We start from the raw sequence: 23,597 nt of genomic DNA, 5'->3' as shown, positions 1-23,597 counted from the left end.
GAAAGCCAAAATAAATCAATCAATCAGCTATGCAAAAGCATTTACTTTTAGGTGTCGAAGCAATCGGGCAGGGAGCAATTGATGGCGGATTATCAGGCGTTTATGCTTACCCCGGAACACCTTCAACCGAAATCACCGAATATATTCAGGAGAACCCGCTGGCCGAAGAGCGGAATATTCACCGGAAATGGTCGGCCAATGAGAAAACGGCTTACGAAGCAGCCCTGGGAATGAGTTATGCCGGTAAACGGACCATGGCCTGCATGAAACACGTGGGGCTGAATGTGGCTGCCGACGCATTTATTAACTCCTCAATCACAGGTGTTAACGGCGGTTTAATTGTAACGGTGGCCGATGATCCCTCGATGCACTCGTCGCAAAATGAACAGGATTCGCGCTATTATGGCCAGTTTGCGATGATCCCGGTACTCGAACCGTCCAATCAGCAGGAAGCTTACGATATGGCCTACGACGGGTTCAGGCTTTCCGAAGAAACCGGTTTGCCGGTCATGTTGCGGATTACCACCCGTCTGGCCCATTCACGCTCGGGTGTTGTTTGTAAAGAGGTGTTGCCCGAAAATAAACTGAACTTACCCGCCGATCCGCAGCAGTTTATTCTGTTGCCGGCTATTGCGCGACGTCGGTATAAAGGATTGCTGGATAAGCAAAGCCTGTTGGCCAAACTCAGCGACGAGTCGGTTTATAACCAATACATCGACGGTGAAGACAAAAGCCTCGGCATAGTTTGTTGCGGTATATCGTATAATTATCTGCTCGAAAATTACCAGGAAACGAGCTGTCCTTACCCGGTTATCAAGGTATCACAATATCCCATCCCCGAGAAAATGCTGAAACGACTGAACGAGTCGTGCGACGAAATCCTGGTGTTGGAAGAGGGCTATCCCCTGGTGGAAGAGCAACTCAAAGGATTTTTCGCCAACGGGACCCCGGTAAAAGGACGCCTGGACGGAACCTTACCCCGCGACGGAGAGCTGAACCCGGATCATGTGGCCAAAGCGCTCGGGCGGGAGGTTTACGAAGGCTTGAAAATTCCGGATCTGGTTGCAAACCGGCCTCCGGCTTTATGCCAGGGGTGCGGTCATATAGATGCCTACCAGGCCATGAACGAAGTGTTGGCCGAATACGGAAAGGGACGCGTGTTTTCGGATATCGGTTGCTATACGCTGGGAGCTTTGCCGCCGTTTCAAACCATAAACTCCTGTGTGGATATGGGCGCTTCCATAACGATGGCCAAAGGCGCTGCCGATGCAGGCCTGGTTCCCGCTGTAGCCGTGATCGGCGACTCCACCTTTGCTCATTCGGGCATTACCGGTTTGCTGGATGCCGTGAATGAAAATGCCAATATCACCATCGTGATTTCCGATAACGAGTCGGTGTCGATGACAGGAGGGCAGGATTCGTCGGCTTACGGGAAAATAGAAAGTATTTGTGCCGGTGTGGGGGTTGATCCGGAACACATTCGCGTGATTGTCCCCCTGAAAAAGAACCACGATGAGATGGTGCGTTTGTTCCGCGAAGAACTGGCTTATGAAGGCGTTTCGGTGATTATTCCGCGCCGCGAATGTATCCAGCGCGCCAGCCGCCGAAAAAGAAACATCAACCGTCATGCAAACCATTAAAACAGGAAAAGAATGAAATCAGATATCATATTAGCCGGGGTCGGCGGACAGGGAATTTTATCGATCGCGGCAGTACTCGGAATGGCCGCTTTGCAGGAAAATTTGTACCTGAAACAGGCCGAAACACATGGTATGAGCCAACGGGGCGGGGCCGTGGTCTCGCACCTGCGCATATCCAGCCGGCCAATCGCTTCCGATTTGATTAAGCTGGGTACTGCCGATTTAATTTTATCGGTTGAGCCGATGGAATCGTTGCGGTACTTGCCGTTTTTGTCGGCCAGGGGCTATTTGGTTACCAACACCAACCCTTTCATAAATATTGGAAATTATCCCGAAGTTGATGAAATTTTGGCCGAAGTCCGTCGTTTGAGCCGTTTTGTAGCCATTGATGCCGACCAGCTTGCCAAAGAAGCGGGCAATGTACGCGCATCGAATATGGTGATGCTCGGGGCTGCTTCGCCCTTTATTGATCTTGAATTTCAGAAAATAGAGGACGGTATACGCACTATTTTTGAGAAGAAAGGCGAAGATATTGTGAAATTGAACCTGGATGCATTTCATGCCGGGCGCCGTTTTGCCGAAGAAAACAGGTAGACAAGGGAAGTCTCGGGCGAAACAGTTCATGTGGCAGGTATCAGCCTGAATGAAAATGCCGATCCGTCGGTCCGGACCGATTTCGAATTGTTTATGAATAAACTGGTCCCGGAAGACCACCCGGTTTACACGCATACTTACGAGGGAAGCGACGATATGCCTGCTCATCTTAAATCATCGCTGATTGGCGCCGAACTGACCATCCCAATTACACGCGGTAAGCTGAATTTAGGCACCTGGCAGGGTATATACCTGTGCGAATTCCGCAATCACGGCGGCTCACGCCGCCTGGTGTTGACGGTTTACAGTTGATTGGGAGAAGGGGATTGGTTACTTCAGATCATTTTCAAGTAGCCCGAGCTTCTTCAGTTCATCGGTTACCATGCGGGCTACTTCTGAGGCCCCGTTCCGGTTAAAGTGGGTGTTATCCTGCACTCCATTAGGGTAATTGGCATTCTCACCGGCTTCGATCCAGAGGTAAAGTTTTTTTGATTTGTCGGGTCCCAGTTCCGTCACTTTCAGCTCAGTCAATAGTTGCAGATCGATAAACGGCACTTGCATATCCCGGGCAACCATCCGCACCACCAGCGGATAAAGGCCGTGTGTGTCCACTAATGTGCCTTCTTCGTTGAAGTTACGGCGCACCACCGACGTTAATAAAACGGGAATAGCCCCCTTTTCGCGACTCTCACGAACATATTTTTCGAGGTTGGCCCGGTAAGTCGTAAAAGGATTGGTAAAACGGTCGGGACTTTTATCTTTCTGATCGTTGTGCCCAAACTGGATGAAGACATAGTCGCCCGCTTGCAGCTGATCGTAAACCGTTTGCCAGTGCCCCTCGCCAATAAAACTTTTTGTACTTCGTCCGTTTAACGCATGGTTGCTGATGACCACCTGGTCATTGAAAAAATCTCCGAATACCATTCCCCAACCGGTTTCCGGCGCTTTCTCCGGCGCTTTGTGGGCCATGGTTGAATCGCCGATCATAAAAATACGGACTTTCTTTTCGTTTGTTCCCTGAAACGCACATAACACCATAAACAGGAAAACGGGCAGGATAAATTTTGTCTTCATAAAAATTTCCGGTTTTTAATTCTAAAAAAGCAGTCAATTGGTCATTAGACAATAATCAAATGAATGACCAAGGCCCAACCTCACTCCACTCTGAACCAATCAAAGTCGGCATAACCGGCATCATTGGTTTTTTTAGCGCCCAGGGCAAACAGGCCGACTTTCGCACCGATCCATCGGCCGGCGACCGCTTCAAATTCGTTGTCGAATTTTTTAAAATTTTTGCCGTTTTCGCTGTAGCTAAATGTACACATGGCGTTTTTGTCCACTTCTACCTTCAGGTAAACCTCGTTTTGGGCCATATCGATGGTGGCCTGTTCTTTTTCCTCGGTTCCCTTGTGCGAATCGATACAGGTCACTTGGAGGAGCTTCAGTTTTCCGTCAACCAGTTCCAGCCCGATGTAGGCATAACTTTCGCCCATGATGAGCAGGCCGGTTTTTTCGCCATCACGGTGAGCGCTGAAACGGAGTTTAACGGTTGCCGAGAATACGCGGGAAGGAAATTTTTGAAGGAAGAGGTTGGGGACGTCCCACAGGTTATTTACCCGGCCTTCGAGAGCAATACAGTTCAATCGCATAAATCCGAGGTTTCCCGACATGTATCCCCAGTTTACCTCGGGATTGGCATGCCATTGCCATTGCAGACCAAATTCGTGTCCGTTAAATTCGTCAGAGGCAGGGATAATACCCACCTTTTCGGTTGAAGCCACAGTTGGTTTCTTATATTCGCTAACCGGTTCGCCAATGCCGTCGCCGTTACGGTCAACGCCCATCATCGGCCATCCGTCGATCCAGGTAACCGGCTGCAGGTGAACAATACGTCCGTAGGCATAGGCATCCTGAAAGTGATAAAACCACGATTCGCCGTTATCCAGCTCAATCAAGGCTCCCTGGTGCGGACCATTGATGTTGGTATTTCCCTGGTGCAGCACCACCTTGTATTCGTAAGGGCCAAACACGTTTTTTGAACGTAAAGCCAATTGCCAGCCTGGTTTTACGCCGCCGGCAGGAGCAAGAATGTAATAGTAACCGCTTCTTTTGTAAAATTTCGGGCCTTCAACAGTCGTGTGTCCATCGTGTCCGTCAAAAACCATGACGCTGTTGCCAATCAGTTTGGTTCCGTCTGTGGTCATTTCACTGACCATCAGAATGGTTTTAATACCGGCACGACTACCCGCGAAAGCGTATGTCAGATATGCCTTCCCGTCTTCGTCCCACAGCGGGCAGGGGTCAATCCAGCCTTTCCCGCCCTGAACCAACACCGGCTCGCTCCAGGGGCCTTTGGCGTTTTTGGCTTTAATCATGTAAATACCAAAGTCGGGGTCCGGATAATAAATATAAAATTCGTGGTTGTGGAATCGAATGGCGGGGGCCCAAACGCCGCATCCATGCTGTGCTTTGTCGAAAAAATCGGGCGGAACTTGTTTGTCCAGCGCGTAGCCAATCAATTCCCAGTTGACCATGTCTTTTGAATGAAGGACAGGCAGCGAGGGAGAGCAGTTGAAACTGGATGCCGTCATGTAAAAATCATCTCCAACGCGGCAAACATCCGGGTCGGAATAGTCGGCATGGATAATCGGGTTTTTGTAACGGCCGTTTCCAAGGTCTGCCTGCCAGGGCTGAGCGTAGCAGGAAATACTAAAAAGAATTACATTGACGAGGGTGAAAATGTTTTTTGTTGTCATCGTATTCCGTCGTGGTTAAAATAGTTTAGTAAGAAAATCTTTCACATACCTGTGGGTCTCATCAAACCAGGGATGAAACAGCCAGAAGGGGTGAGGGGTATGCGGTATGGTGTGGATCTCGTAGTAGGTATGGTTTGCTTTTAAAACAGCCAAAAACGGCTCCCTGCCTGCATGGAAGCGTTCGAGCGCACTGTTGATGTACAGGGTAGGAGGGCTGTGTTTATCCACATAATTGATCGGCGAGGCTTCTACCCACTTTTCAGGCATTTTCTGATAGGTTCCGCCAAAAAACCTGGCGCCGGCCGATGGTTTTTTCGGGTCGTCGTCTTTGGCGCTTTCATTCGGATCGGTAAAATCAACCACACCATCGATATTGATTAAGGCCTGAACAACCGACGAGATGCCCGGATACACGGAGTTCGGGTCATCAAAGCGGCTGAGCTTCCCGGTGGTGGCCATAAAAGCCGCCAGTGTTGCACCGGCCGAAGTTCCCAGCACGGCAATCCGGGTGGTATCGATCCCGTAGAGCCCGGCGTTGTATTTTACAAAGCGGATGGCTTCTTTTAAATCGCAGATGGCTGCCGGGTACAACGCTTCGGGCGATAAGCGGTATTCAACCGCAATACCAATAAAACCATCGATGGCCAGTTTTTGGGCCAGGGGTACCAGGTGCGATTTGTTGCCGGACGCCCAGCCTCCTCCATGAATCATCAGAATGGCCGGACGTTTCACCAAATCTGTTTTATTTGGCAAAAAGATATCCATGTGGAGTTGACGGTTTCCGCGTACCCGGTAAACCTGGTTGGTCAGCGACAAGAAATCGGCCGAAACGAATGGCTTCACGGGTGTTGCCTGCGGATAGTCTGTTTTAATTTTTTGCCAGGCCGAATACACGGTAAACGAGCTGTCGCGCGGAAATTCATGCTGGGCGGTGATCATTCCCGGGATAATGAGCAATAATAACAATACAGTGGTTATTTTCAGCATGTTGGGTGTTGTTTGTTGCTGTTAGTAATTATATGCCCGGTATTTATTTTTTCGTAATCGGGCAGGATTCCATTTAATTTCTTCACTGTTCACCTGTGTTTCTTTAAAATTCACGCTCTCTGCAAAATCAACAAATACGGTTCTTTTTGCCTGGTCAACGCGAAAATTTTCGATGTGGATATCCGAAACATGATTTCGTTTATGCCCCTTGATATAAATTCCAAAATTTCGCGCTCTCTGGCAAGTTACATCGTTGATGTATATGTTTTTGACTGTGGCAGGATGTTTTTTCCCCTGCTTGTGGTAATTGGAAGTCACCATGAAACAGTCGAGTACCTCGCCGAATTGGAGGTTATTTACATAGATATCCGAAATGGTTCCGCCACGGTTGGGATTTGATTTCAGAATAATACCCCGTGTCACATAGTCGGAAAAATGACAATCTTCGACATACACATTACGCACTCCCGACGACATTTCGCTGCCGACTGCCACGGCGTGGCGACCATTAAAACTGCAATTCCGGATGATGATATTTTCGCTTGGGCGTTGCATGTCCCGTCCTTCGTGATCGCGTCCGGCTTTTACCGAAACATTGTCGTTGCCGTTGTTGAAATTTACATTTTCAATCAGGATGTCTTTGCAATATTCCGGATCAATGCCATCGTTGTTTTTATTTTGGGCATCAAAGGTTAGACCGCGCAGGGTCGCGTTTTCGCACATCAGCAGGTGGATGCACCAAAACGGCGAATCTTCGATGTGCAGGTCCTCCACCAAAATGTTTTTACAATCGAAAAACTGAATTAGCTGGGGGCGTAAATAATGTCCCCGACCAAATTGTCGTTTTTCCAGCGGAACATTTTTATGGTTCATCCGGCGTGACAGGCGTTGGTCTTTTCCCTGTATCTTGTACCATCGCGTAAAATAAGCTGATCCTTCGCCGTCAATCATCCCTTTCCCGGTGATCGCAATATTTTCTTTTCCGAAGGCATAAATAAAAGGGCTGTAATTATAGAGCAAGGTTCCTTCCCAGCTGGTTTTTACCACCGGCAGATAAGAGACCGGATTGGGGCTGAAGCGAATAACGGCGCCTTCTTCCAGGTGCAGGTTCAGGTTGCTTTCCAGGTGAATCGGACCATCGAGCAGATAAGTGCCTGCTGGCACGATAACAATACCGCCTCCGGCTGATTGACAGGCTTGTATAGCCGCGTCGAAAGCCGGTTTATTGTTAGTTACCGAATCGCCAATTGCACCAAAATCGGTTACTGCAAACCGGCGATCGGGAAAGACCGGCGCTTGAATCCGGGCCAGAATCTCTTCTTTTGTATCCAATCTGTCGGCAGAAACTTGTGCTGTTGCCAGACTTGCAGTCAGCATAAACAGGAATATGTTGCTGATTCGTTTCATGTTACAGGTTCAGGATCATCGGTTTTTAATTCATCAACCCGGCATTAAACAAGGCCAGTTGTTTTTTCAGGAAAGTTTCAAATTTTTCAATGGAATCCATTTTTGATGCATCCTGTTCCCAGGCAGCTCCATAGAAATAAGTTAGCTGGTTGTTTTCAGGTTTCAGGACGACCACATGGCTGTATTTATCTTCAGTGAGTTCAATCAAATCAGCTTTTTTATAAAAGATGGCCATGCCCATGTGATCATTTTCAAGCGTTTGAACTCCAAAAGTAGCCAGGTAGGCCCATTCTCCTTCGTCATCGGTTGATTGAAGAACGGTCGTGTTGGGTAAACGGATTAGCCCGGTACTGATGTTATCGGTTGGGTTACTGGTGGTCAGGCGGTTTTTTGTGAAATAGCTTCCTGCCCTGATCGATATTTCGGAGATCAGGTTGGTTTTGCCGTTCGCATATTCCCAACCAAAATAGTTGGTTGTCAGTTTCGATTCGAGGGCGCCGCTATAGCTTACTTCACTGTAAATGCTGTCGGTTACGGCAACCCGGTTGGCATTTTCACCGTCCCAGTAGGCGATGGTGCCGATACCCAGCGCGTTGCCCACTTTCAGCACATCAACGCCCCAATCGCTCATTTCGTGGTACGAATCAAAACCATCCAATCCAACCTGGTGCAGGACGAGAGTATCTACTTTTTTTCCAAAAATGTCGACGGCATTACGCCAGTCCAGGTAAAAACGGTAGCCAATTTTGTCCGATTCCCATCCCGGGCCTTCATAACGAATGTCGAATGAGTGGTCAGTGTGTTTCTCGTCCACCCAAACCGAGCTTACATTTTTCCAGTTTCCTCCCTGGTATTCATATTGTTCGTTTCCATTGCTTTTGGTTACCCAAACCCACTCGCCATTTTCTTTTACCGATATTTCGGCCTGGGTTTTTTGCGGAAAAACGTTTCCTTTTCCGGCCTTGACAATCAGCTTTTTTTCTTCCCCGGGGGCAAAGTCGGCCTGAATCAGCAAGGCAACCGGGCTATTGTTCTGTTCGATCAGCTGGTACGGAATCTCAATTTCTCCATCCAGCAGATGAAAGCCCGCCGGTTGCAGCTTAGCAATCGATTGCATAAATGCCGGTGAAGAAAGTTGGCAGGTCAGTTCGGTTACCGGTTCGGAAAGGGGGTTGGTAATTGTTAGGGTTTGTCCTTTTTCCTGCCTGACACAAGCAGCCAGCAACAGTACAGCAACGACAAGATTAATCAATCTGAATTTCATACGTTTATTTTTTTGAGGTTAAGGTGTCTGAATTTTCCCTGTCCATCTGTTGTCAGGCAGGACAGGGAAAATTCTGCTACTAATATAACTCAACTTTTTTACCATTAATAATAACTTCATCCAGATTCAGGTTTTTTACGTCGCTGATGAGGCTGACGTTTTCAACGCCGTTAAACTCGCAGTTGCTGATGTAAATGTTTTCAACGGCATTTTCACCTTTAATCCCTTCGAGCCGAAGACCGTATTGGGCCGGGGTTTTCCCGGTCATATCAGCTGTTATGCCCGAAATATACACGTTACGAACCATGGGCGGGTACTTACCCTGACCTTCTTTGGGGTCGTACGAGCAGTTGATTCGGATAACGGCATCTTTTACCTGTCCCACCCGGATGTTTCGGACGTACAGTCCGTCGATTATACCGCCCCGGTTGTTGTTGGTTTTCAGACGAATGGCACGATCCAGATCGGGACTGCTCATTTCGCAGTTTTCGGTAAAAATATTGCGGGCGCCTCCCGAAATTTCGCTGCCAATAACCACGCCGCCGTGTCCTTCGAGCATTTTACAGTTACGAATCAGCACGTTTTCGGTCGGCACATTGGGCTTCCGGCCATCTGAGTTGCGGCCCGACTTCAGCGCGATACAGTCGTCGCCGGTGTCAAAAATGCAATTTTCGATCAATACGTTTTTGCACGATTCGGGGTCGCAGCCGTCTGAGTTTGGCCCGAGGCTTTCGATGTGGATTCCGCGGACAATAATATCTTTCGACAACACCGGGTGGATAACCCAGAAGGGAGCGTTGATTATCCGGACGTCTTCAATTTTTACCGAAGTACAATAGATGAAGCTGATGAACTGCGGGCGCAGGTAGTGTCCTTCGCCGGCATGACGTTCGAACAGCGGCGCTTCTTCGCGTTCCCATTTGTCGAGCAAAGGGCGGCCGGTTTCGAGCAACTGGCTGGGCATTCCTTCTTTCCATCCGTATTGGCTTTGACCTTTCCAGTGCCACCAGTTTTCGTTACTGCCTTGTCCGTCGAGGGTACCTTTTCCGGTTACGGCAATGTTGTTTTGCCCGTTGGCATAAATCAGGGGCGAGTAGTTAAAACAGTCATTTCCTTCCCAACGGGTGTGTACCAGGGGCAGGTAATCTTTCGGATTGGTCGAAAATTTCAGTAAGGCTCCTTCCGAAACGTGCAGGTTGACATCGTTTTTCAGGTGGATCGCGCCGGTCAGAAAGATACCTGGAGGAACGAGTACCGTACCGCCGCCGGTTTTTGAGCACAGGTCGATTGCTTTTTGAATGGCCTCTGTATTCAGGCTGGTTCCGTCGGGCACAGCGCCAAAATCTGCAATATTGTATTCCTGATCGCTAAAAACGGGCTCTTTTATCCCGTTGATGATCTGATAGATCTCTGCCCATTTTTCGTTTTGTTGCTGAGCCTGAACAACTAAACTTACCGAAAGCAGGAATAATCCAATTACGGTTTTTAATGATTTCATTTTTAGCAGGTTTAAACCGGTTATACCAAATGTTTTGTACATAGTTACATCAAAATTATATGTAAATAGAAGTTTCGGGAACAAACTTACTTTAGTTGAGAGCGATAAACCGATGACAAATTGTTAGTTCACCGGGGATAAACTGACAGGATTTGTGTTATAGGACATTTGAAAGTATACCGAAATTGTTCTACTTTTCACCGCTAATTTTTTAGGAATGCTGAGCTGTTTGAGCAAGAGATATGGTCTTATTGTCTTGATTTTTTTTCCCCTTTGGCTCCCGGCCATTGAGATTGAACGATTTGAGTTGCTGAATACGGGTGATGGGCTGTCGCAAAACTCGGTTCAAAGTATTTTTTGCGACAGCCGGGGCTTTATGTGGTTCGGCACGATGGACGGATTGAATCAGTATGACGGATACGAATTCAGGGTTTATAAAGCCAATTACAATGATCCTCACTCGCTGACCAATAACCGGATTGTAAAAATATGGGAAGATAAAAGAGGTTTTCTGTGGCTCGAATCGCATGACGGACATTACCATTATCTTGACTTGCGAACGGAACGTTTTTATTCTTTTCCATCCACTACCGATCCGGGTAATGGCGGAAATACACGGATATCATCGTTCCTGGAACTGGATGATGAAATCTGGATCGGCACCAATAATGCCGGAGTTTGCCGGTTGACTGCCCCGACCACCGAAGACGGCGTTTACGGGGTTGAGTATCTGACTAAAAGTACAACCCCCGCCATCACAAACGATTCGGTTTGTTTTATTTTAAGCGACCGGGACCAGCGAATTTGGATTGGCACCAGCGCCGGCCTAGGCTGCCTGGAACCAACAGACGAAAATAACTCAAGAAAAAATGGCCGGACCTATTTGGAAGAATATGCCTTCACCAGTGGTGTTTTGGCAGATCATGTGCTGTTTTTGGGAACAGTAAAACAGGGGGTTCAGCAACTTGATCTTCGGAATTTTCGCGCCGAGAAGCTGCTGATTGACAGGCTGGACGACGAAATATCGGTGATGAACCGGGCAAAATCCGGAAATCTGATCATCGGCACAAAAGCAGCCGGACTTTATATTTATAACCCGGCCAATGGTCAGCAGAAACGATTTTTGCCGGGGCAGTCAATTGATCAAATCGTAGAAGACCGTAAAGGCGTTTTATGGATCAGTACGTCCGGTTTTGGGATTACGCGTATTGGCCCCGAATTGGAGAAGGCCGGGTTTTATGAGTTGGTTCCCCTTGAAATTCAGTCGCTGATCGATATGCAGCGACAGTTTATCTTCGAAGACAAAGATTCCAATATTTGGGTGGCTACGCATGGCGGCGGTGTTGCTTTGTTCGACGAATCAAGCAGGTCGTTCCGGTTTTTCAGGAATGATCCGCGTGACCGGAATTCGCTGAGTTCAGACATTGCCTATTGTGTGGCGCAGGATCATTCGGGCCTGATCTGGATTGGAACCGGACAATTTAACGGAGGCGTAAACAAGGTGATCCTGGCCAATCCCATGTTTCGTCAGTTAAAACCCGAACCACAAATTAACAACCTGTCGGATAATGTGATCCGCGCCATTGCCCAAGACTCGCGAAACAACATCTGGATGGCCAGCAAGTCGGGGCGTTTGTATGTTTATGATGAAGATTTCCGGTTGACCAGACAATTTTCGGGGATACCGACAAGCCGTGAAATATTGCCCCGGTTTAATGTATACGCCATTCTCGAAGACCGGGACGGTTTTATCTGGCTGGGATCAAAAGGAGGCGGCCTGGCCCGCAGTGTGAAGCCCTTGCAGCATTACCCTTCGTATAACGACATCAGCTTTCGCATATACCGACACCGCCAAAACGACTCGCAGTCGCTGGCAAATGACAATGTTTACGCTGTTTTTCAGGATCGCGACGGGCGAATCTGGGTGGGCACATACGGCAACGGAATCAATCTTATAACCAACCCTAAAGACGACCAACTGGTTTTCAGGCATATCGGAACACAGAATAGTCATCTTTCCAACGATTTCGTCAGGCAAATCACGCAGGATTCGTATGGTACGCTCTGGGTAGCCACCACCTTTGGCTTAAATCGGCTTACCGGCGACCCGGATGCCGATACGATCGGGTTTCGGCCTTATTTTTATGATGTCAACGAAAAGAACAGTCTCAGTTACAATGATATTGTACACATTCAGCAAGATTCGGGAGGCCGTTTGTGGATCGCAACTTTCGGAGGAGGGCTTAACCGGCTGTTGTTGAACGATGCAGAGGCCGGTTTTCAGGTAATCAATCATCACGACGGATTGATCAGCGATGCTGTTTTTGGTATTCTGGAAGATGACCAAGCGAACATCTGGGTAAGCACGGAGAATGGCATTTCAAGATTGAATGCCGGAGACGGAAGCCTGAGTAATTTCGACGACAACAATGGTTTGCAGTGCAGTAATTTTTCTGAAAATACCTGCTGTAAATTACGCGACGGACGCTTGCTTTTCGGAACCCTTGACGGACTTCTGCTGGTTACGCTGCACGAAGAAAAACCGGCGCTGTTTTATCCGCCGGTTGTGTTCACCCGCTTGTCGATTTTCAACCGCGAAGTATCTTTCAGAGAGAAAAATTCTCCTTTGAAAAAACACATCAATTTCACCGATGAGATCATCCTGAATTACGATCAATCCGGGTTTCGTATCGAATATGCCGCCCTGAGTTATTTCGACCCCAACAAAAATTCATACGAATATACCCTCGAAGGTTTCGACAAGGACTGGTATCAGGTTCGGAACGAACGGAAGGCCACGTATACGAATGTGCCTCCGGGCAAATACATCTTTCACGTGAGGGCAGCCAATTGGGACGGAACCCGGGCCGAAACTCCCCGTTCGCTTAAAATTACAATTCTTCCGCCCTGGTGGCGAACCAAACAGGCCTATGTGATCTATTTCATCCTCTTTGTCCTGTTTGTCGAAGTAAACCGCCGCGTACTGACCAAGTATCACCGCATGAGGACTGATTTACGGGTCGAGCGCAAGGTAAACGAAATCAAACTGCGGTTTTTCACCAATATCTCGCACGAAATACGTACTCCGCTTACCCTGGTGCTGGGTCCGCTCGAAGACCTGCGGCAAATTAAAAACCTTCCCGCGTCAATCAAAGACATCATGGACCGGATGAGCAGCAACGGGAAACGTATGCTGAGGCTTGTGAACCAGTTGCTTGATTTCAGAAAGATCCAGAATCAAAAAATGAAAATGAGGCTTTGCGAGATCGAAATCGGGCCTTTTGTGCGGGGAGTCTGTCAAAGCTTTGAGCAGATGGCCCGGCAGCGGGAAATCTGTTTCCGCTATCCGGAAGAGCAGGAGACGCCCAAATTATTGTTTGACCGGGATAAGATCGATTCGGTGCTTTTTAACTTACTGTCGAATGCCTTCAAGTTCACGCCTAAGGGAAAGAAGATTGCTGTCCGCATCGAGGTTCTGGAACAGCGAAAGATGGTTTCGATTGTTGTTGAAGATGAAGGTAAGGGAATTGCAGCCGAAAAAATTCCGCTTCTTTTTCAGCGGTTTAGCTCGCTTAGCGATGAGCAGATTGAATTTACAGGAACCGGCATCGGATTAGCCTATTCGTACGAACTGGTTAAGCTGCATCACGGCGACATCGATGTTCAAAGCCGTCCGGGCGAGGGAAGCCAATTTCGGGTAAACCTGTTGATGGGAAAAGACCATTTCACAAAAGAAGAGTTGGCTGGGATGCAGGTTGAGGAAATGATGAAAACTTCCCCTGCTGAAAATGAATTCGATCTGTCGGATTTTACGGCAGAAGTCCAGGGTGTGATTGAAAGCTTGCCCAGGGCTTATAAAATCCTTTTAGTTGAAGATAACCCGGATATACGAAATTACATCCATTCCATCCTGAACGACCGGTACCAGGTTTTTCAGGCCAATGACGGAGAGGAGGGAATTGGAATGGCCAGGAAAATCCATCCCGATCTGATTGTTACCGATTTGATGATGCCGGTGATGGATGGAATGACCATGACCCGGATCATTAAAAATGACTTTTCGCTTAGTCATATCCCCATCGTCATGTTAACGGCAAAATCGGCCATGAACGATCAACTGGAAGGAATCGAGTCGGGTGCGGAGGCTTATGTCGTCAAACCGTTTCATGCCGGATACCTGAGCCGCGTGATTCAGAATTTGTTGCGGCAACGACAAAATGTACTCGATTGGTTTAATAAAAGTAATCCGTTTAAAGGCGATCTGAAAATCACCAATAAAGACGAAGAATTTTTGAAAAATGTGCTTGCCCTGATCGAGAAAAATTGCCAGGATACCGATTTTAACGTCGACGCCCTGGTGAAAGAATCAGCCTTGGGGCGGACCGTTTTTTACAACAAGATAAAAACACTGACCGGCATGTCGCCCGTTGAGTTCCTCCGGAACACCAAACTGCAAATTGCCGTTCAATACCTGACTGATGGTAGTTACAGCGTTTCAGAAGCAGCTTATTTATCGGGCTTTAACGATTTAAAATACTTCAGCAAAAAGTTTAAGGAACGCTACCATTGCCCGCCAAGCAAGTACAAAGACGAAATATCGCCGGTTTGATTTTCTTCCCGGAATACGATTTACCAACTGACACCCTCAATCCTGCAAAAAGCGTCGTTGCAGGATCTGAGGGCTTAGCAGAAAACGTCTTTCTGTCCCTGGTTTACGCGGTCAACCAGTTTTCGGGCTCGTTGTTTGGGTAGTCCATCCAATTCGTCAATTGTTTTTTCAATGAGTTGAATGCCGATTTCGCGCGTGCCGGGCGATGCATAATTGTTCAGGTATTCCATGAAGCTCGACAGGGCATTGGGGCCGCAATGCGCTTTAATGTCTCCCGGTTTGGCCAGGTCCATAAAATCCTGTCCGGTGCGGCCCAAGCGGTAACAGCCGGTACAAAAAGAAGGAACATAGCCCATTTGCGCCACGTCGCGGATCACTTCGTCGAGCGGACGGTGGTCGCCCAGGCTGAACTGCCCTGAAACGTCATCTTCCGTTTCTTCTCCGTAACCGCCCGGGTTGGTCCGGCTGCCTGCCGAGATTTGTGAGACGCCGAGGGCGAAGGTTTCGCGGCGCATTTGAGCAGTTTCGCGGGTCGACATGATGATGCCGGTATAAGGAACAGCCAGGCGTAAGATGGCTACGATCTTCCGAAACTCAAGGTCGGAAACGGCAAAAGGCGGATGCGAGGCAATGTCGGACCCGGTGGCCGGTTCTATACGCGGAACACTGATGGTGTGTGGCCCGACGCCGAAAACACGCTCTATTTCGTGAATGTGCTGCATCATGGCCAGCAACTCGAAGCGGTAATCAAACAGACCGAAAAGCACGCCAATTCCCACATCATCGATGCCGGCTGCCATCGCCCGGTGGAGCGACGTGACCCGCCAGTCGTAATCCATTTTTTTTCCGCCAATGTGTACTTTTTTGTAAGTTTCGTGGTGGTAAGTTTCCTGAAAAATCTGGTATGTTCCTATTTTTTCGGCTTTCAGCAATTTGAATTCTTCAAGCTTCAGCGGGGCAATATTGACGTTAACGCGCCTGATTTCGGCCCCATTGCAGCGGGCTTCATATACCGAGCGAATGGAATCGAGCACATAGCCAAAGCCTTGGTTGGGGTACGATTCGCCGGCAACCAGCAACACCCGTTTGTGACCTTGTTTGATTAAGGCTTCCGTTTCGCGAATAATTTCGGTTTGGTTTAATGCCCGCCGCACAATGGCCTTATTTTTTGCCCTGAATGCACAGTAAACGCATTCGTTGGCACACAGGTTCGAAATATACAGGGGGGCAAACAAAACCAACCGTTTGCCGTAAATGGTATCCTTGATGTGATTGGCGGTCTGAAACAGCTCGTGCAGTTGCAAGGGGTCGCTGATGCCAGTCAGAATGGCCACTTCATGCAGGTTAAGACCTTTCATTTCGCGTGCTTTAGCCAGTACCTCCTTCACCTGTTCATAACCCGGTTTACCGTATTTTTGCAGGATATTGCTGATTTCGTGTTCGTTGATGAATGATGCTGTCGTCAATTCCATGATACTTATTTTTTTGCCAGTCCCGATTTTACCTGTACGCCTTCAATGCTTCCCAACCGGCCGGTGAGCTGCCCCAGATCATCGGTTGTGCTGTCAACCACCAGGGTAATGACCGAGGTGTTTCCTTTGATGTGCGGTATGCCGGTGCGGGCCATGATGAGGTCGGCGTGGGCAGAGAGAATCTCATTTACAGCTGCAGCACAACGGGCCCGGTCATCAATGATAATGCCGATAAAACCCAATCGTTTTTTTGTGTCCATGATTTTTGGTTTTTTATGCGGAAAAAGGAGAGGAAAAGCAGCTTGATAACCGGATTACATTTCTGAAATACCTGAGTCGGCAATTGCCAATAATCAATAATCAATCGTCCACCCCCCCCTTGAAGTCAGTCTGTTGACCTTCCCGCAGGTTATGCGAACAAAGTTACAATTGTTTGTGCAGAAAAGTGACAGGGAAGCTCAACTTCGACCTGATTTTTTATTTTTCTTCCGGAATTGAGTAGGAATGGAAAAAAGCTCGTTTACTTTCCCCGGAATCCGCTTATTTACAGTTTTTTGCACATACAAAGCGCTGTAGCCGGGCAAAGTTCGGTAAATTCGGAGCTGGCCCGAATGGCTTCCGGGCATTGACTGCGTTCGGCAGGCTGATAGTCCAATCTTTTGAAAAAGTGGCTGGCGTTTGTCGTCAGCAAAAACAACCGGTTGATACCTAACTCCGTGGCTTTATGCTCAAGAAAGCTGGTGAGTTGTTTGCCAAAACCTTGATTCCGGTTTTCTTGTTGAACGGCCACAGAGCGCAAAATGGCATTTGTGCCGTAAATTTCCAAGGCTCCCGTAGTAACTAATTTTTCATCGTCTTTTATGCCGAAAAAATAAACGGGAGAAAAGTCCAGATCGGAATAAGGCAGGTTTGATGCAGTCAATAAGGTTTTGATTTTTGGGAAATCAGTCTGATTCAATGGAATGATTTGATTCATGGCGGTGTTCTGATGTTTGTAAGGGGAAGCCATGTTCTTTTGCCTGATTAAACAAAAGGGACACAACTCCCCGTTTTTATTTTGTGTTTTTACGGATCATTATCCGGGTTTTACGGCCTCAATGCTTGCCGAAATGATGTAGTCGGTGATTGAATTGTTGAGGTCCCACTCCCGGATTACGGCTTTACTTTCATGTTTAGGCTGAATCAGGATGCCGGTAAAGCCGGCTTCAGTCAGCATGTCAGTGAGTTCCTGAATTGTTGAGGCACCGGAAATGCACCCGCTGTAAAGCGCCAGATCCGATTTAATCTGTTCCGGAATTTCCTGCAAGGCAACTACATCGGAAATGGCCAGTCGTCCGCCATGTTTGAGCACGCGGAATGCTTCGCGAAAAACTTTTGGCTTTTCGGGCGATAGGTTGACAACACAATTGGAAATAATCACGTCGGCCAGCTCGTTGGCAACCGGCAGGTTTTCAATTTCTCCAAGCCTGAATTCAACCTGCTGAAGATTCGCTTTTTCGGCATTCGTGCGGGCTTTGTTGATCATGGATGGGGTCATATCCACACCGATTACCCGCCCGGTTTCGCCAACCTGGCGGGCTGCCAGAAATACATCGAAACCTGCGCCGCTTCCGAGGTCAACCACAGTTTCACCCGCCTTCAGCATGGCTATGGCCTGCGGGTTTCCGCAACCCAGACCCAGGTTGGCCCCTTCGGGAACTGCGTTTAAATCGTCTGCCGAATAGCCAAGTTTCAGCGACTGAAGATCAATCTCTCCCTGGGGTTTACAACAGGATGATGATTCGGGAGAACAACACCCGCCGATAATGGCTGAAGAATTTTCTGCAAGCTGATGATATCTTTCGCGTACAGCATTCCTGATTTCATTTTTGTTTTGCATAGTCTTAAATTTTAATGTTTGTATCCGGTAGACGGCAAATTTTGCATGCAGACACAGTTCCGGGGAAAATTATTCGCATCCTTCGCATTTTTCGGAATTACGCCGGTATTCAAGCACATTCCCGTACACATCCACATGAAAGGTACAGCAATCAGTCAGGTTTTTTTTCAACGCCTGTCTTCCGCGTTGAACCCGTGCCCGGGCATTGGTATAACTAATATTCAGCCGATCTGCAATTTCTCCTACCGACAATCCTTCCATCTCATACATCCTTACGGCCTGACGGTAGTTCTCCGGCAAATCGGCTACATACAGGCCAATCCAGCTTTCTGCTTCCTTCATCGCCGATTGTTCTTCCTCCAGGTCCGTTTCCGGAAGTTGTCCGGTTAAGCGGTTTTCTTTTTCTTTTTGACGGAAATAATCCGAAATCGTATTTCGGGTGATTTGGTACAGCCAGCTTTGTAGTTTGTCGCGGTTTTGGAGGCCGTCGATTTTTAGCAGGATTTTAAGAAAGACATCCTGCAGGATATCTTCAGCCAGATCCGGGTCAACTACTCTTTTCCGGATAAAGCTCAGCAACTGGTCACGGTGTTGTTTCCAGATATGGTTGATCTGTGCATTCATAGTCGCGTAAAATTCTATTTTTATATTTGATCGTGCAAAATGTTTGTCTGTTTTTTTATTGACGGGAATTTCCGGAGATGGATACAGTGAACGGCTAAGAATCTTCATTTTTTATTGAATCGAAACCAATCGTGCAGATAGGCAAAAGTTTAGGATTTCTTTATCTTCGCAAAGTGAAGAATGTACGAGACATAGTAGCGCAGAAAACGTTTACCCGCGACGATTTAGTTTGTTTGCTGAAGGCGGAAGACGACGACCGGATACTTCTGTTTGAAGCGGCTTCGGCACGAAAGGCTGAGGCGCTGGGCAAAAAAGTGTATTTCAGGGGTTTAATTGAGTTTTCGAATATCTGCTCGAAAGATTGCCTGTATTGCGGTATCAGGAAAAGCAACGAAAAGGTGACCCGCTACGAAGCAAGCGACGGGGAAATTCTGGATGCCTGCCGTTTTGCCTGGGAAAACCGTTTTGGTTCGGTGGTTTTACAATCGGGCGAGTTAACTTCTCCTGCTTATATTGAACGGGTCGACCGTTTGCTGAAAGCGATAAAAAAGCTGTCGAACGGCGAATTGGGCATCACCCTCTCGTGCGGCGAACAGAACCGGGAGACCTACCAACGTTGGTTCGAAAGCGGCGCCCACCGGTATCTGCTGCGCATCGAAAGTTCATCGCCGGAGCTTTATGCTAAAATTCATCCCGGTAATGAGCGTCATTCATTCGAAAAACGGGTGGAATGCCTCCGTCATTTAAAGGACTGTGGTTACCAGGTGGGTACCGGGGTGATGATCGGGCTTCCGTTCCAAACCACGGAGCATCTGGCGGACGACCTGCTTTTTTTTAGGAAGCTGGATGTCGACATGGTTGGCATGGGTCCGTATATCGAACATGAAGACACTCCGCTGCATGCTTACCGGCATTTGCTGAAAACAAAACAGGCGCGTTTCGACCTGGCCTTAAAAATGGTGGCCTCCCTGCGTTTGCTGATGCCCGATATTAATATTGCCGCCGCTACGGCCTTGCAGTCGATTGATCCGGCGGGAAGGGAAAAAGCGATTAAGGTAGGCGCCAACGTGATTATGCCAAACCTCACACCCTGTGATTTCAGAAAAGAATACCAGCTTTATGAAGGCAAGCCGTGCCTGGATGAAGATGCTGCTCTGTGCCGGAATTGTCTGGAGGCCCGTATCGAACTGGCCGGAAGTGAAATCGGTTACAACGAGTGGGGCGATTCGCGTCATTTTAATAACCGCAGGAACAAACCGGATTGAGTTTTTCCTGCGGTTATTTTTGACGGAGATCGAATTTTTTCCTTATTGGTGACAAACTGCCTTCTTTACCGTGCTGTGATTTGGTCCGGTATACCTGATTAAATACATGCCCGACCTGAGCGCCGGTGCATTCCATTCGAAAGTATGATACCCTTCGCTCAGATTTCCGTTAAAAATTGTCGATACCAATTGTCCCTGCAGGGTATAAACAGATAGATTCACCAGTTGATTCGTATGAGAATACACCGGAATTCTTGTGCTGCCGGTAAATGGGTTCGGGTAGTTCTGGAGTAGTAAGCTTTCGGCCGGTTTGTCGGTTGGTTCTTCCGGTTCCTCCGGTTCTCCAACGGTATTTGCTTTTCCGGGAGTTCCGTTTTTCGTTAGCGATGTAAACCAGTTTTGAGCCACCGCATTGTCCGCATCCGGATCTTTTAGCTCGAGCGTGTAACCTCCGCCATTGGGTTCGGTAGGCCAGGGATACTGGGAGGCATAACAAACCTGATCGACCAATTCACTGTTGTTGTTATACAAACGGATACACTCGCCTGCGCTGCTAAATCCGAACCCGAGAGGTCCCTGATAGTTTGTTACGTCGGGATAAACTGAAGAAAAAGCATCCTGATCCCGGCAAACCACCAAATAGGCATGAGGTTCCATGATGGTGTTGGGGGCAAACCGGAATTGATTGTTCTCATCCGAATCTTTCAATATCCAGTTGGTCAGGTTGATGTAGCCTGAACTGTTGTTGTACAGTTCAACCCAATCGCCGCTGTCAAATTCGTTGGATGGGCTGTACATAATCTCATTGATGACAATTGTGCCCTGCTGATCGTCTTCTTCAAATACTGCCGTCAGGTTCATATCAGTGGCCATCGGAACCTGAATTTTGGCTTCGGTCGATTCCAGATCGCCTTCCCACCGGCTAAATTTATATCCGGCCGGAGCCATTGCGGTCAGTTCGATGGGGATTTGGTTGAAGTAAATGCCGTTCCAGGGGAATTGATTAACGGTGATGGTATTGAGAAGAATGGAAGCATTGTCACAACCCGAAATTTCTAAGTTGACCTGTTGATTCCGGTTAATAGAAAAATAATCGCGGATATAACCCCGGATAATTTCAGGGCGTAATTCACTAAATTCCTGCATTAAGTCGACGGTACTTAGCCAATCGCCCACAGTGGAGCCCCATTTAGTAACATGATAGGGAATTTCTGATTCAATAAGAGAACTGTAGTGCTCGATTAGTCCGAGTGTTGTTTCTGTTTTTAACGTTGTGTTCAGGTGATCAGCAAAGGTATTGATGAATTTGCGCTGGAAATCAGTGTTCTCCAGGAGTTTTCGTAATATCAGGGTCGACCAGGGCGGATTTGGCCATTCTTCGCCATCTGTTGCCGTGGCAAAGGTTAGGGTATTATGATAGAAGATATCATTAACATTGTACAGGCCATATCCATAGTCTGTATCGTGTAAGACCCATCTCCACCTGCCTGTCGTTGAATAATCTTTCCAGAATTTGATGTTGTTCCCCGGCCAATCCCAATTATCAAAGAAAATTTCTGCCGACTGGTAACGAATAAAATTCTGGATATCCATTTGTGTTTCCAGATACTGGTAGTTACCGGCAATGCTAATATCATTTGCCTGGATAAAGTTGAGCATGGAAAGGTAATTATCCCGACTGCCGTTGATCACCGAATATTTATATTCCAGCATATCAAATTCGTCGGTCTTCAGTTTGTGGTTGCCGGCAATAAAATGCTCGCGGAGTTTTTCACGAATATTGTAAATACCCCAGTAATCTCCGTTCAGATACAAAACAGACGGTCGCCCGGCGGCGGCATCAATGTTCATACTTAAGGCGATGTTACTCATCATCATATCGCGAAACATCGATCCGATTGGTCTTCTTGCGCCGAACCAGTCGTTTCCTGAGTTTCTGAATGTGATCGATTCAAACTTGTTAATTGACTTCTGATCAAATATTTGACACGAAATGTTCTTGTCGCCATAAATGCTTCGGGCAAAAGCGGTAAACGATTTTTGTTCGTATCCTCTTGATCCGCCGCCATGAAGAGCGATGCCCGCGTCAATGCTAAATCCCTCCTGATCGAACGGGAAAAATAGCTCCACATGCGCGGTTTTTTCCCAATCAGCCCAAAAATTGGCTCCTTTGTACGGAAAAACACTCGAGGCATTTGGTCCCAGAGTATACATTCCTTTTTTTTCGTCCCACAGATTATCCGGGGAAGTTGAAATGAAAACAACGGGTAATTCTTTATTGTAATTTGGAAAATAACTGTTTGTTACGACTTTGCCGTATGTTTGATCTGTTCTTATAATTCGGGCCCGAATGCTTACCGGGTTTTCGATTAAAATTGGCGAGTTGTATACCAGCGAATTTTTATCAGGGTCAGAGCCATCGGTGGAGTAGTAGATGATATCTGTGGGATTATCACCGGAAAGCACAAGAGACACGGGCGAGTTATAAATGCCGCCGTTAACGGAGAAGGAAGGAGTTATGCTTACATCGTAGTGAACCGCGTCTGAATCATTCGGCCGGTTTGGCGTAGGATCTTTAAATAAACACAAGGTGTTGAAATTTCCGTCTTTGAAACCAATGGAATAGTCTGCGGGGAAGGGTTCATAGATTAATTTGTCAACAAGTTGTCCTTGCGTGTTAAAGATTAAAATACTGTCTCCTCCTGATCCTAATTTGAAATTTGTATGCAGATAGGTTGGCGATAGATTCAGGATCTCAGGGGACGAGTGAGTGGTGATGGCGGATGAACGAACGGATAAAAAAGGGATGGCTGTGAAATCGGACGAGCTTAATGTTTGGTTATGGACTTCAATTGTCAGGATGTTTTCTCCCTGATTTAACAGTGTTTGCGGATTTAACACCGGAAAACTTTCGGGTGAAAATCCCTGGTACATTCGGGCCTCATGCCCGGCAGTTGTTCCCGCATTATAAGCAGGGATATCGCCAACCGTCCCGATATTGGCCCGGGCCACTTCCGTGCCGTTTATATAGGCCACAAAAGCATCATCATAATCCATGTGTAAGATTAGCTCGCTGATGGCCGAAGGATTGTTAATGGTGAATTTCTTACGCAGGTAGATGCTGATTGTTTTTGGGATGATGGTCTCATCATCGTCATCTTCGTATCCAAATCCACTATTTCCGGTGTTCCAGAGCGAATCATCAAAATCAAGTTTCTTCCAGTTCTCAATTTGAGAGGAAGGCAGAATGTATTTCCATTCATCGTCTTTATTAATGATTGTTGACCAGTTTGTAGGAATAGCTCTTCTATTTTTGCCCGAAGCAAAAACCAACAGCAGACCCCCGCTTGGTAACTGAAGGCTTGGGAATCTCCATTGGGTCGGGTTTTTAATATCGTCGCTCAAATAATAGCCCGAAAGGTTGATGGTTTGCGAACTGGTGTTGATCAATTCAATCCAGTCAGAAAATTCCCCGTCCTCGTCCAGTAAGGTATGGGTGTTGGATGCCATCATCTCGTTTGTGCGAAGTTCCTGGGGGTATCCCGAAAAAATGCTTAAAAAAAGAATGAAAAATGACAGAAGTAAATGTTTGCCCATCCTTT

General features: G+C 47.5%; 17 protein-coding genes. 5 read left to right on the top strand and 12 right to left on the bottom strand.

Annotated elements, in window-relative coordinates; all coding sequences use genetic code 11:
• Nucleotides 1-29: 29 nt before the first annotated feature.
• From AC6H3C_RS14295 to AC6H3C_RS14285, 3 genes are read left to right on the top strand one after another with little or no spacing between them, the layout of a single operon-like run.
• On the top strand, nt 30-1,640 hold the full coding sequence (locus AC6H3C_RS14295) for a thiamine pyrophosphate-dependent enzyme (protein ID WP_497516077.1): 1,611 nt from the start codon (nt 30-32) through the stop codon (nt 1,638-1,640).
• 12 nt (nt 1,641-1,652) lie between these two features.
• Nucleotides 1,653-2,234 carry an indolepyruvate oxidoreductase subunit beta gene (locus AC6H3C_RS14290; RefSeq protein ID WP_497516076.1) on the top strand — a complete coding sequence of 194 codons (582 nt, stop codon included), beginning with the start codon at nt 1,653-1,655 and terminating at the stop codon, nt 2,232-2,234.
• 30 nt (nt 2,235-2,264) lie between these two features.
• Nucleotides 2,265-2,546, top strand: coding sequence for a secondary thiamine-phosphate synthase enzyme YjbQ (locus tag AC6H3C_RS14285; RefSeq protein ID WP_497516075.1), 282 nt, complete (start codon nt 2,265-2,267; stop codon nt 2,544-2,546).
• Nucleotides 2,547-2,564: 18 nt separating this feature from the next.
• Here the strand turns inward: AC6H3C_RS14285 and AC6H3C_RS14280 are convergent, their stop codons facing one another.
• The 6 genes from AC6H3C_RS14280 to AC6H3C_RS14255 form a co-directional block, all read right to left on the bottom strand.
• Nucleotides 2,565-3,308 carry a rhamnogalacturonan acetylesterase gene (locus AC6H3C_RS14280; RefSeq protein ID WP_497516074.1) on the bottom strand — a complete coding sequence of 248 codons (744 nt, stop codon included), beginning with the start codon at nt 3,306-3,308 and terminating at the stop codon, nt 2,565-2,567.
• Between the two features lie 80 nt (nt 3,309-3,388).
• Nucleotides 3,389-4,990: a glycoside hydrolase family 43 protein gene (locus tag AC6H3C_RS14275; RefSeq protein ID WP_497516073.1), complete on the bottom strand. Its 1,602-nt coding sequence runs from the start codon at nt 4,988-4,990 to the stop codon at nt 3,389-3,391.
• A 15-nt stretch (nt 4,991-5,005) separates the two neighbouring features.
• Complete coding sequence (locus AC6H3C_RS14270; protein WP_497516072.1) at nt 5,006-5,977, bottom strand: alpha/beta hydrolase fold domain-containing protein; 972 nt, start codon at nt 5,975-5,977, stop codon at nt 5,006-5,008.
• A 21-nt stretch (nt 5,978-5,998) separates the two neighbouring features.
• Entirely contained in the window at nt 5,999-7,384 is a 1,386-nt protein-coding gene (locus AC6H3C_RS14265; RefSeq protein ID WP_497516071.1) for a glycoside hydrolase family 28 protein, read from the bottom strand.
• Between the two features lie 25 nt (nt 7,385-7,409).
• Nucleotides 7,410-8,648 (bottom strand): DUF4861 family protein, encoded by a 1,239-nt coding sequence (locus AC6H3C_RS14260; RefSeq protein WP_497516070.1) that lies wholly within the window; start codon nt 8,646-8,648, stop codon nt 7,410-7,412.
• Nucleotides 8,649-8,727: 79 nt separating this feature from the next.
• Complete coding sequence (locus tag AC6H3C_RS14255) at nt 8,728-10,146, bottom strand: glycoside hydrolase family 28 protein (protein ID WP_497516069.1); 1,419 nt, start codon at nt 10,144-10,146, stop codon at nt 8,728-8,730.
• Between the two features lie 217 nt (nt 10,147-10,363).
• On the opposite strand from AC6H3C_RS14255, the gene AC6H3C_RS14250 reads away from it, so the two are divergent.
• Nucleotides 10,364-14,755, top strand: a complete 4,392-nt coding sequence (locus AC6H3C_RS14250; protein ID WP_497516068.1) for a hybrid sensor histidine kinase/response regulator transcription factor — start codon at nt 10,364-10,366, stop codon at nt 14,753-14,755.
• 74 nt (nt 14,756-14,829) lie between these two features.
• Here AC6H3C_RS14250 and hydG read toward each other — a convergent pair whose 3' ends face one another.
• From hydG to sigZ, 5 genes are all read right to left on the bottom strand, one after another.
• The gene (gene hydG, locus AC6H3C_RS14245; protein ID WP_497516067.1) at nt 14,830-16,227 is read right to left on the bottom strand and encodes a [FeFe] hydrogenase H-cluster radical SAM maturase HydG; all 1,398 of its coding nucleotides are present in this window, start codon (nt 16,225-16,227) and stop codon (nt 14,830-14,832) included.
• 5 nt (nt 16,228-16,232) lie between these two features.
• Nucleotides 16,233-16,487: a TM1266 family iron-only hydrogenase system putative regulator gene (locus AC6H3C_RS14240; protein WP_497516066.1), complete on the bottom strand. Its 255-nt coding sequence runs from the start codon at nt 16,485-16,487 to the stop codon at nt 16,233-16,235.
• Between the two features lie 284 nt (nt 16,488-16,771).
• Entirely contained in the window at nt 16,772-17,203 is a 432-nt protein-coding gene (gene arsN2 / locus AC6H3C_RS14235; protein WP_497516065.1) for an arsenic resistance N-acetyltransferase ArsN2, read from the bottom strand.
• Between the two features lie 99 nt (nt 17,204-17,302).
• Complete coding sequence (locus AC6H3C_RS14230) at nt 17,303-18,106, bottom strand: arsenite methyltransferase (RefSeq protein WP_497516064.1); 804 nt, start codon at nt 18,104-18,106, stop codon at nt 17,303-17,305.
• 69 nt (nt 18,107-18,175) lie between these two features.
• On the bottom strand, nt 18,176-18,838 hold the full coding sequence (gene sigZ, locus AC6H3C_RS14225) for an RNA polymerase sigma factor SigZ (RefSeq protein WP_497516063.1): 663 nt from the start codon (nt 18,836-18,838) through the stop codon (nt 18,176-18,178).
• Between the two features lie 65 nt (nt 18,839-18,903).
• Between sigZ and hydE the strand changes: the two genes are divergently transcribed.
• Nucleotides 18,904-19,995, top strand: a complete 1,092-nt coding sequence (hydE, locus tag AC6H3C_RS14220; protein ID WP_497516062.1) for a [FeFe] hydrogenase H-cluster radical SAM maturase HydE — start codon at nt 18,904-18,906, stop codon at nt 19,993-19,995.
• Nucleotides 19,996-20,037: 42 nt separating this feature from the next.
• Here hydE and AC6H3C_RS14215 read toward each other — a convergent pair whose 3' ends face one another.
• Nucleotides 20,038-23,592: a CotH kinase family protein gene (locus AC6H3C_RS14215; RefSeq protein WP_497516061.1), complete on the bottom strand. Its 3,555-nt coding sequence runs from the start codon at nt 23,590-23,592 to the stop codon at nt 20,038-20,040.
• Between the last annotated feature and the right edge of the window lie 5 nt (nt 23,593-23,597).

The sequence above is a fragment of the Gaoshiqia sp. US2 genome (assembly GCF_059705485.1).
Note: the sequence above shows the minus strand (reverse complement) of the source record. Positions and strands in the feature narration are given on the sequence as shown.